At 60.3% G+C, this 12,937-nt stretch carries 11 protein-coding genes and 1 pseudogene; 6 read left to right on the forward strand and 6 right to left on the reverse strand.

The features are described 5' to 3' along the window. The first annotated feature begins 174 nt into the window (after window positions 1-174). Entirely contained in the window at window positions 175-1,071 is an 897-nt protein-coding gene (locus BLW70_RS16390; protein ID WP_074875604.1) for a LysR family transcriptional regulator, read from the forward strand. A gap of 107 nt (window positions 1,072-1,178) precedes the next feature. Here the strand turns inward: BLW70_RS16390 and BLW70_RS16395 are convergent, their stop codons facing one another. After that, complete coding sequence (locus BLW70_RS16395; protein ID WP_074875606.1) at window positions 1,179-2,021, reverse strand: NAD-dependent protein deacetylase; 843 nt, start codon at window positions 2,019-2,021, stop codon at window positions 1,179-1,181. A 155-nt stretch (window positions 2,022-2,176) separates the two neighbouring features. Further along, the gene (locus BLW70_RS16400) at window positions 2,177-3,223 is read right to left on the reverse strand and encodes a class I SAM-dependent methyltransferase (protein ID WP_074875608.1); all 1,047 of its coding nucleotides are present in this window, start codon (window positions 3,221-3,223) and stop codon (window positions 2,177-2,179) included. Window positions 3,224-3,451: 228 nt separating this feature from the next. Between BLW70_RS16400 and BLW70_RS30305 the strand changes: the two are divergent. After that, a pseudogene (locus tag BLW70_RS30305) lies at window positions 3,452-3,577 on the forward strand (DUF2063 domain-containing protein); the annotation flags it as partial. A 23-nt stretch (window positions 3,578-3,600) separates the two neighbouring features. Here BLW70_RS30305 and BLW70_RS16410 read toward each other — a convergent pair. Further along, window positions 3,601-4,995 (reverse strand): sensor histidine kinase, encoded by a 1,395-nt coding sequence (locus BLW70_RS16410; protein WP_074875611.1) that lies wholly within the window; start codon window positions 4,993-4,995, stop codon window positions 3,601-3,603. Next, entirely contained in the window at window positions 4,973-5,656 is a 684-nt protein-coding gene (locus BLW70_RS16415) for a response regulator transcription factor (protein ID WP_074875614.1), read from the reverse strand. Before BLW70_RS16415 ends, BLW70_RS16410 begins: the two co-directional genes overlap by 23 nt. Window positions 5,657-5,960: 304 nt before the next feature. On the opposite strand from BLW70_RS16415, the gene BLW70_RS16420 reads away from it, so the two are divergent. Next, window positions 5,961-6,899: a hypothetical protein gene (locus tag BLW70_RS16420; protein WP_074875616.1), complete on the forward strand. Its 939-nt coding sequence runs from the start codon at window positions 5,961-5,963 to the stop codon at window positions 6,897-6,899. 291 nt (window positions 6,900-7,190) lie between these two features. Here the strand turns inward: BLW70_RS16420 and BLW70_RS16425 are convergent, their stop codons facing one another. Beyond that, on the reverse strand, window positions 7,191-7,802 hold the full coding sequence (locus BLW70_RS16425; protein ID WP_074875617.1) for a glutathione S-transferase: 612 nt from the start codon (window positions 7,800-7,802) through the stop codon (window positions 7,191-7,193). 79 nt (window positions 7,803-7,881) lie between these two features. Beyond that, the gene (locus tag BLW70_RS16430) at window positions 7,882-8,802 is read right to left on the reverse strand and encodes a MurR/RpiR family transcriptional regulator (RefSeq protein WP_074875619.1); all 921 of its coding nucleotides are present in this window, start codon (window positions 8,800-8,802) and stop codon (window positions 7,882-7,884) included. Between the two features lie 312 nt (window positions 8,803-9,114). Between BLW70_RS16430 and BLW70_RS16435 the strand changes: the two genes are divergently transcribed. The 3 genes from BLW70_RS16435 (at window position 9,115) to iolB (ending at window position 12,919) form a co-directional block, all read left to right on the forward strand. After that, window positions 9,115-11,052 (forward strand): bifunctional 5-dehydro-2-deoxygluconokinase/5-dehydro-2-deoxyphosphogluconate aldolase, encoded by a 1,938-nt coding sequence (locus tag BLW70_RS16435; RefSeq protein WP_074875621.1) that lies wholly within the window; start codon window positions 9,115-9,117, stop codon window positions 11,050-11,052. A 167-nt stretch (window positions 11,053-11,219) separates the two neighbouring features. After that, window positions 11,220-12,113: a myo-inosose-2 dehydratase gene (gene iolE / locus BLW70_RS16440; protein WP_074875623.1), complete on the forward strand. Its 894-nt coding sequence runs from the start codon at window positions 11,220-11,222 to the stop codon at window positions 12,111-12,113. Continuing rightward, entirely contained in the window at window positions 12,110-12,919 is an 810-nt protein-coding gene (gene iolB / locus BLW70_RS16445; RefSeq protein ID WP_074875625.1) for a 5-deoxy-glucuronate isomerase, read from the forward strand. The genes iolE and iolB overlap by 4 nt, the downstream gene beginning before the upstream one ends. Window positions 12,920-12,937: the final 18 nt, after the last annotated feature.

A 12,937-nucleotide genomic window follows, 5' to 3' on the forward strand; every position in this document is an offset into this window, starting at 1 on the left:
CGTATTGGGGTAGGAGTGTCGCGCTGCAGAATTTATTTGTTAAGTTGATTTTTAAGGTTGATTGATAGATAAAACTCACCAATAACCCTTGTGGGAGCGAGCCTGCTCGCGATGGCAATTTCAAGGAAGCCATCGCGGGTAAACCGTGCTCCTGATTACTGGAGCAATTCGCACATGACAGTCAAGCAGATCCGCGCATTCCTGGCCGTGGCCCAGAGTCTGAGTTTTGCCGTGGCCTGCGAGCGATTGCACCTGTCGCAATCGGCATTAAGCCTGACCATCAAGGCGCTGGAGGAGGGGTTGGGCGGGCGCCTGTTCACCCGCACCACGCGCAATGTCGCGCTGACAGCAGAGGGGGAATCACTGGTGCCGCTGGCACGTCGGCTGATCGCTGACTGGGATAACGCCGAGGATGAGCTGCGGCAACGCTTCACTCTCCAGCGTGGACGCGTGACGCTGGCGGCGATGCCCTCGTTTGCCGGCAACCTGCTGCCGCCGATCCTGAAAACCTTTCGGGCGCGCTACCCCAAGGTCAACGTCACGGTGAATGACGTGATCAACGAGCAGGTGCTGGAGATGGTGCGTGACCGGCAGGTTGAACTGGGAGTGGCGTTTGAACCGAATCAGAGTTCATCGCTGGCATTCACGCCGTTATACATGGACCGTTTCGTGGCTGTGGTGCCGAAAGATTCTCCTTTTGCCGAACGACAAGACATCGATTGGCAGACCCTGCTCGAGGAACCGTTCATCACCTTGCAGCGACCGTCGACGGTGCGGGTGATGCTCGAAGAGCACTTGCAGGCACGCGGGATGAAATTGCCGGTGGAGTTTGAAAGTCATCAGTTGGCGACGGTGGGGCGGATGGTCGCCAGCGGGTTGGGGGTGAGTGCAGTGCCGGCGTTGTGTGTCGGGCAGATGCTGGAACTCGGAGCGCGGTGCATCACTTTGCGCGACCCGGTGGTGGAGCGGGCGATCGGGGTGCTGACCAAGCCAGGGGTGGAACTGTCGGCGGCGGCGCAGGCGTTGTTCGATATCCTTAAAGCCGAAAACCTCGGCCAACGCCTCCATTGATCGTTCCCACGCTCCGCGTGGGAACGCAGCCCGGGACGCTCTGCGTCCCATCCAAAGCCGAACGCGGAGCGTCCGTTGAGGCATTCCCACGCGGAGCGTGGGAACGATCATTGGGACAGGTGTTGTGTCAGGAGGGGGAGTAGCTGCTCGCACGACGCCTCTATTTTCAAATCAAGGAAGTCATCCGCCCGTGTCTTCCCCAAATTGATCGCCATTAACGGCTTGCCCTGATCCGCCACCGCCCGGCATAACCGAAACGCCGAATACGCCATCAACGAAGATCCGACCACCAGCAACCCCGCCGCCTTTTCGACCGCTGCCATCGCTTTGGCCGCTGTCACCTGCGCCACATTTTCGCCAAAAAACACCACGTCCGGCTTCATCCGCTCACCCGCGCAGTACGGGCACTGCGGCACCTGAAACCGCGCCTCAAACGCCGCATCCAGCAGCGTGTCGCCATCCGGGGCTTGCACCGCATCCACGCCGGCCAGATACGGATTCTGCGTTTCCATCAATTGCTGGATCGAATCCCGTTCGCTGCGTTTTCCGCAGTCCAGGCACAACACTCGATGCAGGCTGCCGTGGAGTTCGATGACGTCATGGCTGCCGGCCTGGTCGTGCAGGGTGTCGACGTTTTGCGTGATCAGCCCGCTGATCTGCTGCGAGCGTTGCAAACTGGCCAAGGCCTCATGGGCCACGTTCGGCTGGGCCTGGCGCACTCGCGGCCAACCGAGCATCGCCCGCGCCCAATAGCGTCGCCGGGATTCGGGGGCGGATAGGAATTCCTGATACATCATCGGTTGCCGGCCACGCCGCACGCCCTGATTGTCGCGGTAGTCCGGAATGCCCGACGGAGTGCTGATGCCGGCGCCGGTCAGGACCACAAACGGCTGGTCAGCCATTAACTGCTGAAGGCGATCGAGTTGTTCGCGGATGAGGCTGTCGAGCATGTTCAACACTCCGGTGGACGTGTAGGAGCTGCCGCAGGCTGCGATCTTTTGATCTTCAGCGATTTGAGCATCGCCAAATCAAGATCAAAAGATCGCAGCCTGCGGCAGCTCCTACAGTAGACCGTCAGCCGTCAGCCGTCAGCCGTCAGCGGTGTTTACTTGCGCGCCTCCAGAATCAGGTTGAACGGCGTTTCCGTGGCCCGCCGGAACGTCTTGAACCCGGCCTCGGTGAAAACCTTGCGCAGCCGCGCCTCGCCAGCCTGGGCGCCGAGCCCGAGGCCGACTTCCTGGGACAGCGAGTTCGGGGTGCAGATAAAGGTCGAGGCAGCGTAGAACAAGCGGCCAACCGGGTTGGTGTTGTCGTCGAGCGAGTCGTTGGCGAACGGTTCTACCAGCAGCACCGTGCCGTCCGGTTTCAGTGCGTCATAAGCATGCCGCGCCGCGCCCACCGGGTCGCCCATGTCGTGCAGACAGTCGAAATAGCAAACCAGGTCATAGTCATCGCCGGGGAAGCTTTTTGCCGTGCCTTGGAAGAACCGCGCACGCCCGGCCACGCCACCTTCTTCGGCGCGCTGGGTGGCGACGGTGACGGAGGGTGCGTGGTAGTCGAAACCGACGAATCGCGAATTCGGGAACGACTGGGCCATGATCACGGTGGATGCGCCGTGGCCGCAGCCGATGTCCGCCACTTTGGCGCCAGCCTCCAGTTTGCCGACCACGCCTTCGAGCGCCGGTAGCCATTCGGCGACCAAGTGCGCTTTATAACCTGGCCGGAAGAACCGCTCCGTGCCACTGAACATGCACGGATGGTGATCGCCCCAGGCGAGGGCACCGTCGCCGCGCATGGCGTTGACCAGTTTGTCCTTGTCATGGAAAAACGATGCGACCACCCCGATGCCACCCGCGATATAGACCGGTGAGTCTTCGATCGCCAATGCCAGGGCTTGCTCTTCGGGCAGGCGGAACTGGCCGTCGCGGTGTTCCATGTAACCGGAAGCGGCGTGGGCGCTGAGCCATTCGCGCAGCAGGCGGGTGTTGCAGCCGGTTTTGTCGGCGAGGATTTCAGGGGTGACTGGCTGGCTGTCGGCCATGGCCCGGTACAGTCCGAGCTCTTCACCGAGGATGACGTTGGCGAGCATCGCTGCGCCGCCCATGTCGTTCACCAGTTTGCCCATGAAATCATTGAGTCTGGCCTCGTCCATCACATGTGCTCCTTCAGCAGGATCACAGTCCAGAGGCCTTGTTTTTCGAGGCGTTCACCTCTGAACCGTGGTCGTGGGAATGAACAGGACGATAAGCACGTCCTGCGTGCAGTAAGTTTAGTCCGGGGGCCGTGGGCCGCCGTCTGGAGCGACGAAATCCCGGTGGCAGGAAGATCTGGTTTGACGCTGCCCCCTGTAGGAGCCCGGCTTGCCCGCGATGGCGGTGTTTACGAGTGGGTCGAGATGGCGCTGCAGCAGTCCGAGGCCGAACCGTTGCCGCTGAGCGATGCCCGGTTGTTGCTGGACCGACCGTTGCAGGTTTCACCGCTGGCCTGGCCGTTGGCGTATGCCTGGTCTACGTTGTTCTTGAGTTAGCGTCACGTCTGGGGGATCAAGCGTTGCTGACAATCAAGCACCAACCGCGCACCGCCGAGTTCACTGGTGCTGACTTCAAGCGTAAACCCATGCAAGCTGACAATCGCCGCAACGATCGACAGCCCCAACCCAAACCCGCTTTTCTGGTTGCCGCCCTCGGCACGATAGAAGCGCTGGAACACTGCCTCTCGTTCGGCCATCGGAATACCAGGGCCCGAATCGAGCACTTCGATCCGCGTAAATCCCGCCTCATTGACCCCCCGCAAAATCACCTCGCCACCCGGAGGCGTGAACTTGATCGAGTTGCTCAGCAGGTTCGCTATCGCCTCAAACAACAATGCTCGATCACCGTTCAGCGAAGGTAACGACGTCGGCAATTGCAGCTTGAAAACCAGCTCGCCTTCTTCCGCCAACGGCAGATAAAAGTCGTGCAGCTCTTGCAGCAACGGCAGCGGATCCAGCTGCACAAAACCCGAGCGGCGCTGACGATCTTCCAGCTCGGATATCCGCAGCAACCCTCGAAAGCGCGCCATCAAGGTGTCCGCTTCACCGAGCACCGAGTCCAGTTGCACCGCCAGCGTCGAACCCTCATCAGCCTGCTGCTGAATCCGGTACAGCTGCGCCCGCAAGCGCGTCAGCGGCGTGCGCAGGTCGTGGGCGATGTTGTCGCAGACGCCCTTGACCTCGTTCATCAAGCGTTCGATACGTTCGAGCATGGCGTTGACGATGGCGGCGAGCATGTCCAGCTCATCGCGGCGATCGGACAATGGCAGGCGGCGGGTCAGGTCGCCGGCGACGATGGCCTCGGCACTGGCCTGGATCGCACGAATCCGCCGCAACGGACGCCGCCGCAACAGGTGCCAACCGGCGATGCCGGGCAGGATGGTCAGCGTCACACCCCAGAGCAGCGCGTGCAGAATGATCCGGGTCACGGCAAACAACGAACCGTTATCCCGCACCAGGACCAGCCAGCGACCGTCCTTTGTCTGGGTCGCTACCGCGTCGCAGCTGTCGGCGGGCAGGCTTGGGTCGTCAGAATCGGCGCAGTCGCCGAGCATGTGAATCTTGCCATCCAGCGGCAGGCCTTTGGGCATGTGACGCAGCGCACCGCCGAGGTAGCGGTGCTGAGCATCGAACAGGCCATAAGCGTCGATGCCGCGAATGTCGAAGGTCATGCTGACGGCGAGGGCATCCGCCAATTGGTCGCCCTGAAAGTGCGAAAACAAATGCTGGCGTTGCATCAGCGAATGTTTGGCCAGGTTGTCCAGGTAGGCGGAAACCTCGTAGTACATGACCCCCATGAGAATCCCGCTCCAGACCACGAACAGCGAACTGTAGAGCGCGAGCAAACGGCTGCTGGACGAACGCCAGCCGTTAGAGGGGTTCAGCAATGACATAACCCGAGCCTCGCACGGTCCGAATCAGTGGGACATTGCCTGGCGGGTCGATCTTCTTGCGCAACCGGCCGATGTGCACGTCGATCAGGTTGGTGCCGGGGTCGAAGTGGTAACCCCAGACCTCTTCGAAAATCATCATCCGCGACAGAATCTGCCCGGTGTTGCGCATCAGGAATTCCAGCAACTTGTACTCGGTGGGCAACAGCGTCAGCAGCTGGCCGTCGCGGCTGGCTTCATGGCTGATCAGGTTCAGCTCCAGATCTGCCACCCGCAAGGTGGTGGCCTTGGCGGTCACGGTGTTCTGCCGGCGCAGCAGGACTTCGACCCGGGCGGCCATTTCATCGGTGGCGAACGGTTTGGTCAGGTAATCGTCACCGCCCGCCCGCAAGCCGCGCACACGCTCATCGACGTCGGAGAGGGCGCTGATCATCAGGATCGGCGTGACCACGCCCATGGTCCGCAACGTGGTGACTATCGCCAGGCCATCGAGCTCCGGGAGCATGCGATCAAGGGTGATCAAGTCATAGTTGCCGCTGACCGCGCGCGCCAGGCCTTCGCGGCCGTTGTCGACCCAATCCACGTCGAGGCCGTGGCTGCTCAATTCGGCGACGATTTCCCGGGCGGTCACGGCGTCGTCTTCTATGGTCAAGATGCGGGTCATAGGGCGGGCCTGATTAGGAGTGCTCAACATTGAACGGCATTTTGCCAAGAAATGACCGCAGGCTTTCTAAATAAAACTTCATGTGAAACGAAAGGGATTTTTCCATTGAAAACACCGATCCCGGTCAATGCATAAAACCCGCCGATACAGAGAGTTCCTTGCAAAATGCAAGGCCATTGAAAGTTCAAACTTTATAACTGATTGAAAGTAAGCAATTTATTTAAAGTTGCCGACTGGCACGGTGACTGCACTTGCTCCCTTGAAGAGTTGTAACACCATCTTTCCTGCCTGGAGCGATATCACAATGAATAGATCCTCTGATGGTTTCTATCCGGCCCTCGAAGAAACGAGCACGGTCTCTGGCGTGTCCTGGGGCGCGATCTTCGCGGGGGCCGCTGCGGCGGCGGCGTTGTCGCTGATCCTCGTGTTGCTCGGCTTTGGCCTGGGTTTTTCGGCGGTATCGCCGTGGGCCAATGAAGGGATGAGCGCCAAGGGCCTGGGCATTTCAACGATTGTCTGGCTGGCCGCTACGCAAATCGTGGCGTCCGGGCTGGGCGGTTACATTGCCGGTCGTCTGCGGGTGAAGTGGGCGTACATGCACGGTGATGAGGTTTACTTCCGTGACACTGCCCATGGCTTCCTGGCCTGGTGCGTGGCGACGCTGGTGACGGCGATGCTGTTGGTCGGTTCGGTCAGCAACATCATCGGCGGTGGCGTGCAGGCCGGAGCGAGTGTGGTTGGCGGCGCTGCGAGTGCCGCGACTCAAGCAGCCGGTACGGCTGTCGGCAACGCAGACAATGATCAGTATGGATACTTCGTCGACAGTCTGTTCCGCGATGATCGTCCGGCAGAAGTCAGTGATGACGCTGTTCGAGGCACCGTGACGCGCATCTTCGTGCGCAGCCTGAGGAACAACGGTCAACTGGCTGCCGAAGACCGCATCTACCTGGCGCAACTGGTGGCCCAGCGGACCAACCTTACCCAAGCGGACGCAGAACGTCGCGTTGATGAAGTGTATGCCCGCACGCAAAAAGCCGTGGCCGACGCCAAACTCGCCGCCCAGGAAGCTGCCGACACTGCCGCCAAAGTCGCGGCCTGGACGTCGCTGTGGATGTTCATTGCGCTGCTGATCGGTGCGTTTTTCGCCAGCCTCGCTGCCACCTTTGGCGGTCGTCGTCGGGATGCGGTCGAGTACATCGAAACCGACACTTACGTGACCAACACTTCCACCTCTGTTCGCTAAACCAGGAGAACTACCATGCGCTCATTACTGCTGTTCTTTCTCGGCGTACCGATCCCGATCATCATCCTGATCGCCCTGTTCATGTGACTTGGGTTGGGGCACAGGTCTTTGCCGCTTCTGCCTTGGGTGGAAGCGGCGTTTTTGTGTAATCGGGACTGACCTTGACTTTGATGTCGACTGTCATTGCGCTATCGCGAGCAGGCTCGCTCCCATAGTAGATCTGAGCGACACAGATCAAATGTGGGAGTGAGCCTGCTCGCGATGAGGGCATATCGGACACAACAAATCCATCTACTCAATTGGCGTACTGACAAAACCCTCAAGCCCTTCGGCATACGCGGTAAACGCACTGATCTGTGGAAACCGATTTTCATCCACCTGATCCGGCACCACCAGATGGGTGAAACTCCAGGCCACCGCCAACGTAATCCCGTCTTGAGCAATCGTCCCGTCAGTCTTCAGCGGCTGCATTTCCAGCTCGCGCTCCAGCGCCGAATAGGCGGCCGCCAATTGTCCTTCGACCCGCTCCACCCACGGTTCAAACTGAATCTCCGCTGGCCGCAGATTGCGTTCGTAGTAGAGCTGTACGGACTTTTCACACGCCGCCAACGCCAGGCCGATCAGGCGCAACGAGCGCAAGCGTTGATCGAGATCGTCGGGCATCAGGCTCTTGCCGGGTCCGGCCAAGGCTTCCAGGTATTCGATGATCAGCGTCGAGTCGATCAACACCTCACCGTCGTCCAGCACCAGGGTGGGCGCCTTGACCACCGGGTTGATCTGCTGGAATTGCTCGAAATGCCGAAACACCGAGACCGGCTGGTGTTCCAGGTCTATCCCCAAGCATTTGGCAGAAATGGCGACGCGCCGCACATAGGGCGAATCCAGCATGCCGATCAGCTTCATTTAACCGCTCCTCCTTCAGATGTCCGTTTCAGGACGGACTACCTTAGCTGAGGTTCAGCGACCTGCAACTGGCGCCGGGCTAATCCTCGAAGCCGACTTGTTCGTGAATCTCATCGACCTTCAATTCAAGGCGATAGGCCACGGCGATAAACAGCGCCTGGCATAAACACAGTGTGGCACTCAGGGAACGGAAGGCAAACGAGCTGCCTTCGTTGACCAGCAGCACCGTATTGGCGCGCTTGGCCAAGGGCGAGAGGTTGCTATCAGTGATGATCAGGGTTTTCGCCTGGTTGTGTTGGGCAATACGCAGGCAGTGCTGGGTTTCCTTGCCATAGGGCGTGAAGCTGATGGCGATCACCAGGTCATTGGCGCGCACGCTGCGCATCTGCTCGCGGTAGCTGCCACCGAGCCCCGAGACCAGATGAATGCGCTTGTTGGTGTGTTGCAGGTTGTAGACCAGGTAATCGGCCACCGCGAACGAACGGCGCACCCCGACCACGTAGATGTTGTCGGCATTTACCACCAGGTCGACAGCCTTGTCGAAGGCCTGGTCATCGAGTTCCAGCCCCAGCCGTTCAATACCTGACAGGGTCGCATTGATGCACTCGCGCGCCAGGTCGCCGCCGCTGGCCTTCTGCGACTTGTTGGCAATCATGCTGCGAATGCGCTGCTGGTAGTTCTGCACCGGCGTGGTCTTGTGGGTATAGGCCTCACGGAACAGTGCCTGCATTTCGCTGAAGCCGCTGAAGCCGAAACGCTGGGAAAACCGCACGATCGCCGACGGGTGCACTTCGCACTCGCGGGCGATGTCGCTGATGCGGTCGACCATGATCCGGTCGCTCTGCTGGCTCATGTAGCTGGCGATGCGCTTGAGCTGGCGCGGCAGGCTTTCGTATTCGTTGGTGATCAGTTGCAGCAGACGCTCGGCGTTGATCGGAGGGCTGGCGAGATCGCTGTCGGGCGTGCTCTCGGTCGTCGCCGGCTGATCGGTGCGGGTCATAAGGAATCCTTCTGGCTTGTTCTTATAGGGACGACAGAAAGCGTCATCCCCTGACAATAGGTTGGCTGTGCGCAGTCTACAGGGTAGGCCGGAAAAAAATCTTGAGCTTGCGGTCAGTACGAGGTGTGCTGAAACGATGCACTGCCCCTGGAGCACCTGTGGCCAAGTTTATTGGAAAAAATATTCCACGTAAAAATTATTTGGAATAATTATTGATTGTTCGGCCCCGGACGTTTTAGTCTGCATCCCACCAAGAGTGTTCGGCGCGGCCATCGCCCCGAACGCAGGCTGATAAAAATAACAGGAGCCAGCATGGGCCAGACTCGTTTTGCCAGTGGGCGTCAATTGGATCTGATTTGCCTGGGGCGCCTAGGCGTCGACCTCTATGCACAGCAAGTCGGCGCGCGGCTGGAGGATGTGAGCAGCTTCGCCAAATACCTCGGCGGATCGTCTGCCAACATCGCTTTCGGCACCGCTCGGCTGGGCCTTAAATCGGCGATGCTGAGCCGGGTAGGGGACGACCACATGGGCCGCTTTCTCATTGAATCCCTGACCCGCGAAGGTTGCGATGTCCGCGGCATCAAGGTCGATCCGGAGCGCCTGACTGCCATGGTCTTGCTGGGTCTCAAGGATCGCGAAACCTTTCCCTTGGTCTTCTACCGCGAAAACTGCGCCGACATGGCGCTGCGGGCCGAAGACATCAGCGAAGCCTTCATCGCTTCCAGCAAAGCCTTGCTGATCACCGGCACCCATTTCTCCACCGACGGCGTCTACAAGGCGAGCATCCAGGCGCTGGATTACGCCGAGAAGCACAACGTCAAACGGGTGCTGGACATCGACTATCGCCCGGTTCTGTGGGGCCTGGCTGGCAAGGCCGACGGCGAAACCCGTTTCGTTGCCGACCAGAACGTCAGCTTGCATGTGCAGAAAATCCTTCCGCGTTTTGACCTGATCGTCGGCACGGAAGAAGAATTCCTGATTGCCGGTGGCTCCGAAGATTTGCTCACCGCGCTGCGTAATGTGCGGCGCCTGAGCGCGGCGACCTTGGTGGTCAAGCTCGGCCCGCAAGGTTGCACGGTGATTCACGGAGCGATCCCGGACCGTCTTGAAGACGGCGCCATTTACCCCGGCGTCCGGGTGGAAGTGTTGAACGTGCTGGGGGCCGGCGATGCCTTCATGTCGGGCTTCCTTGCCGGTTGGCTGGAGGACGCGAGCGACGAGCGCTGCTGCCAGTTGGCCAATGCCTGTGGCGGCCTGGTGGTGTCGCGCCATGCCTGTGCGCCGGCCATGCCGACCCGCGCCGAACTCGACTATCTATTCAACAGCCCGGTGCCGATTACCCGGCCGGATCAAGATGCGGTGTTGCAGCGTCTGCATCAGGTCAGCGTGCCGCGCAAACAGTGGAAGCAGCTGTTCATCTTTGCGTTCGACCATCGCGGGCAACTGGTGGAGCTGGCGCACAAGGGCGGTCGCGACCTGAGCGCCATCGGCGAACTCAAGCAACTGTTTATCAAGGCTGTGGAACGGGTCGAAGCCGATTTGCGCGAGCAGGGCGTCGAGGCTGATGTCGGGTTGCTGGCCGATCAACGCTTCGGCCAGGATTCGCTGAACGCCGCCACCGGTCGCGGCTGGTGGGTGGCGCGTCCGGTGGAAGTGCAGGGTTCGCGGCCATTGGCCTTCGAACATGGGCGCTCCATCGGCAGCAACCTGATCGCCTGGCCGCAGGAGCAAATCATCAAGTGCCTGGTGCAATTCCACCCCGACGACGAGCCGCTGCTGCGCCTGGAACAGGAAGCGCAGATCAAGGGTTTGTACCAGGCCTCTCAGGTCAGCGGTCATGAACTGCTGCTGGAAATCATCCCGCCCAAGGATCATCCGTCGACCCATCCGGACGTGCTGTATCGCGCCCTCAAACGGCTCTACAACCTGGGCATCTACCCGGCGTGGTGGAAGATCGAAGCGCAGAGCGCCGAGGAGTGGAAGCAACTCGACGAGCTGATCCAGGAACGTGATCCGTACTGCCGAGGCGTGGTGTTGCTGGGGCTGAATGCACCGGCAGCGGCACTGGCCGAAGGGTTTCAACAGGCCAGCCAGAGCCAGACGTGTCGTGGGTTTGCAGTCGGCCGGACGATTTTCCAGGAGCCGAGCCGCGCGTGGATGGCCGGTGAAATCGACGATGAAGCGCTGATCCGTCAGGTGCAGGGCACGTTCGTTGAACTGATCGATGCCTGGCGCACGGCCCGGAGTTGAATATTTTCAATATGTGAACACTGAACCTGTGGGAGTGAGCCTGCTCGCGATAGCGGACAGACAGTCAATATTAAAGTCGCCTGACACACCGCTATCGCGAGCAGGCTCACTCCCACAGGGTTTCGCGCCGCATTCAATGGTTATGTAAAACAATAAAAGGTGCAGCCATGCCCGCTATTCGAATTGGCATCAACCCGATCTCCTGGAGCAACGACGACCTGCCGTCCCTCGGTGGCGAGACGCCGCTGAGCACCGCCCTGAGCGAAGGCAAGGAAATCGGCTACGAAGGTTTCGAACTCAACGGCAAATTCCCCAAGGACGCCAAAGGTGTCGGCGACGTACTGCGCCCTTATGACCTGGCGCTGGTGTCCGGCTGGTATTCCAGCCGTCTGGCCCGCCGCTCGGTGGCCGAAGAAATTGATGCCATTGGCAGCCATGTCGAGCTGCTGGCCAAAAACGGCGCCAAGGTGCTGGTGTACGGCGAAGTCGCCGACTCCATTCAAGGCCAGCGCATTCCGTTGGTGGAACGCCCGCGATTTCACACCGAACACGCCTGGCAGGAATACGCCGACAAGCTCACCGAACTGGCGCGCTTCACCTTGTCCCAAGGCGTGCGCCTGGCCTACCACCATCACATGGGCGCCTACGTCGAATCCCCGGCCGACATCGACAAATTGATGGCGCTGACCGGCAGTGAAGTCGGCCTGCTGTTTGATTCGGGCCATTGCTACATGGGTGGCGGCGAACCGTTGCAGGTGCTGCGCAAACACATCGAACGCATCTGCCACGTGCATTTCAAGGACGTGCGCAAACCGGTGGTGCAACTGGCGCGCAACAACCTGTGGAGTTTCCCGGACTGCATCATCAACGGCACCTTCACTGTGCCCGGCGATGGTGACATCGACTTCGGCGCCTTGCTCGACGTGCTGCTGGCAGCCGGTTACCACGGCTGGCTGGTGGTCGAAGCGGAACAGGACCCGGCAGTGGCGCCCAGTTATGTCTACGCCAAAAAAGGCTACGACACCTTGCGTGCGCTGCTCGACGAGAGGGTTGCGATATGAGCCTGCTGGTCAAAAGCAACGCCCGTGGCCGGACCATGGTCGAGCTGGGGAAAGGTGAATTGGAATACGTCGGCTTCGCCGCTTATCGCTTGAGTCTGGGCGAGACCTTGCCGGTGTCGGCCGGTGATAAGGAACTGTGCCTGGTGCTGCTCAGTGGCCGGGTCAGCATCAAGGGTGAAGCGCCGGGGCAGGGGGCGTTCGACTGGGACAACATCGGCGATCGTCAGTCTGTGTTCGAAGACAAATCCCCGTTCGCCGCGTACTTGCCACCGGGCAGTCAGGCGCAAGTGGTCGCGCTCAGCGATGTGCAAATCGCTGTTTGCGCCGCGCCCGGTTCAACGAGCAATGGCCTCGGCCCGCGGCTGATCAAACCCGACGCAATGAAGCGCAGCGTGCGCGGCAAAGGCGCCAACACCCGTTACGTCTGCGACATTCTGCCGGACACCGAGCCGGCCCATTCGCTGCTGGTGGTGGAAGTGCGCACGCCGTCCGGGCACTCGTCGAGCTACCCGCCGCACAAGCACGACACCGACGATTTGCCGCACCAGAGTTTTCTCGAAGAAACCTATTACCACCAGATCAACCCGCCCCAGGGCTTCGTGTTCCAGCGGGTGTACACCGACGATCGCAGCATCGATCAGGCCATGGCCGTGGAAAACAGCGACCTCGTGGTTGTACCCAAAGGCTATCACCCGGTCAGCGTGCCGTACGGCTACGAGTCGTACTACCTGAACGTGATGGCCGGACCCAAACGCGTCTGGCAGTTCCATAACGATCCGCAGCACAGTTGGCTGATGGATCTCTGAATTCCAACCTCTGCACGG

Source organism: Pseudomonas frederiksbergensis (assembly GCF_900105495.1).
Lineage (GTDB): Bacteria > Pseudomonadota > Gammaproteobacteria > Pseudomonadales > Pseudomonadaceae > Aquipseudomonas > Aquipseudomonas frederiksbergensis.

What these genes read in the sequence shown, in the direction of transcription:
- BLW70_RS16390 (WP_074875604.1), top strand. Translation starts at nt 175, where the DNA reads ATGACAGTCAAGCAGATCCGCGCATTCCTGGCCGTGGCCCAGAGTCTG.
- BLW70_RS16395 (WP_074875606.1), bottom strand. Translation starts at nt 2,021, where the DNA reads ATGCTCGACAGCCTCATCCGCGAACAACTCGATCGCCTTCAGCAGTTA.
- BLW70_RS16400 (WP_074875608.1), bottom strand. Translation starts at nt 3,223, where the DNA reads ATGGACGAGGCCAGACTCAATGATTTCATGGGCAAACTGGTGAACGAC.
- BLW70_RS16410 (WP_074875611.1), bottom strand. Translation starts at nt 4,995, where the DNA reads ATGTCATTGCTGAACCCCTCTAACGGCTGGCGTTCGTCCAGCAGCCGT.
- BLW70_RS16415 (WP_074875614.1), bottom strand. Translation starts at nt 5,656, where the DNA reads ATGACCCGCATCTTGACCATAGAAGACGACGCCGTGACCGCCCGGGAA.
- BLW70_RS16420 (WP_074875616.1), top strand. Translation starts at nt 5,961, where the DNA reads ATGAATAGATCCTCTGATGGTTTCTATCCGGCCCTCGAAGAAACGAGC.
- BLW70_RS16425 (WP_074875617.1), bottom strand. Translation starts at nt 7,802, where the DNA reads ATGAAGCTGATCGGCATGCTGGATTCGCCCTATGTGCGGCGCGTCGCC.
- BLW70_RS16430 (WP_074875619.1), bottom strand. Translation starts at nt 8,802, where the DNA reads ATGACCCGCACCGATCAGCCGGCGACGACCGAGAGCACGCCCGACAGC.
- BLW70_RS16435 (WP_074875621.1), top strand. Translation starts at nt 9,115, where the DNA reads ATGGGCCAGACTCGTTTTGCCAGTGGGCGTCAATTGGATCTGATTTGC.
- iolE (WP_074875623.1), top strand. Translation starts at nt 11,220, where the DNA reads ATGCCCGCTATTCGAATTGGCATCAACCCGATCTCCTGGAGCAACGAC.
- iolB (WP_074875625.1), top strand. Translation starts at nt 12,110, where the DNA reads ATGAGCCTGCTGGTCAAAAGCAACGCCCGTGGCCGGACCATGGTCGAG.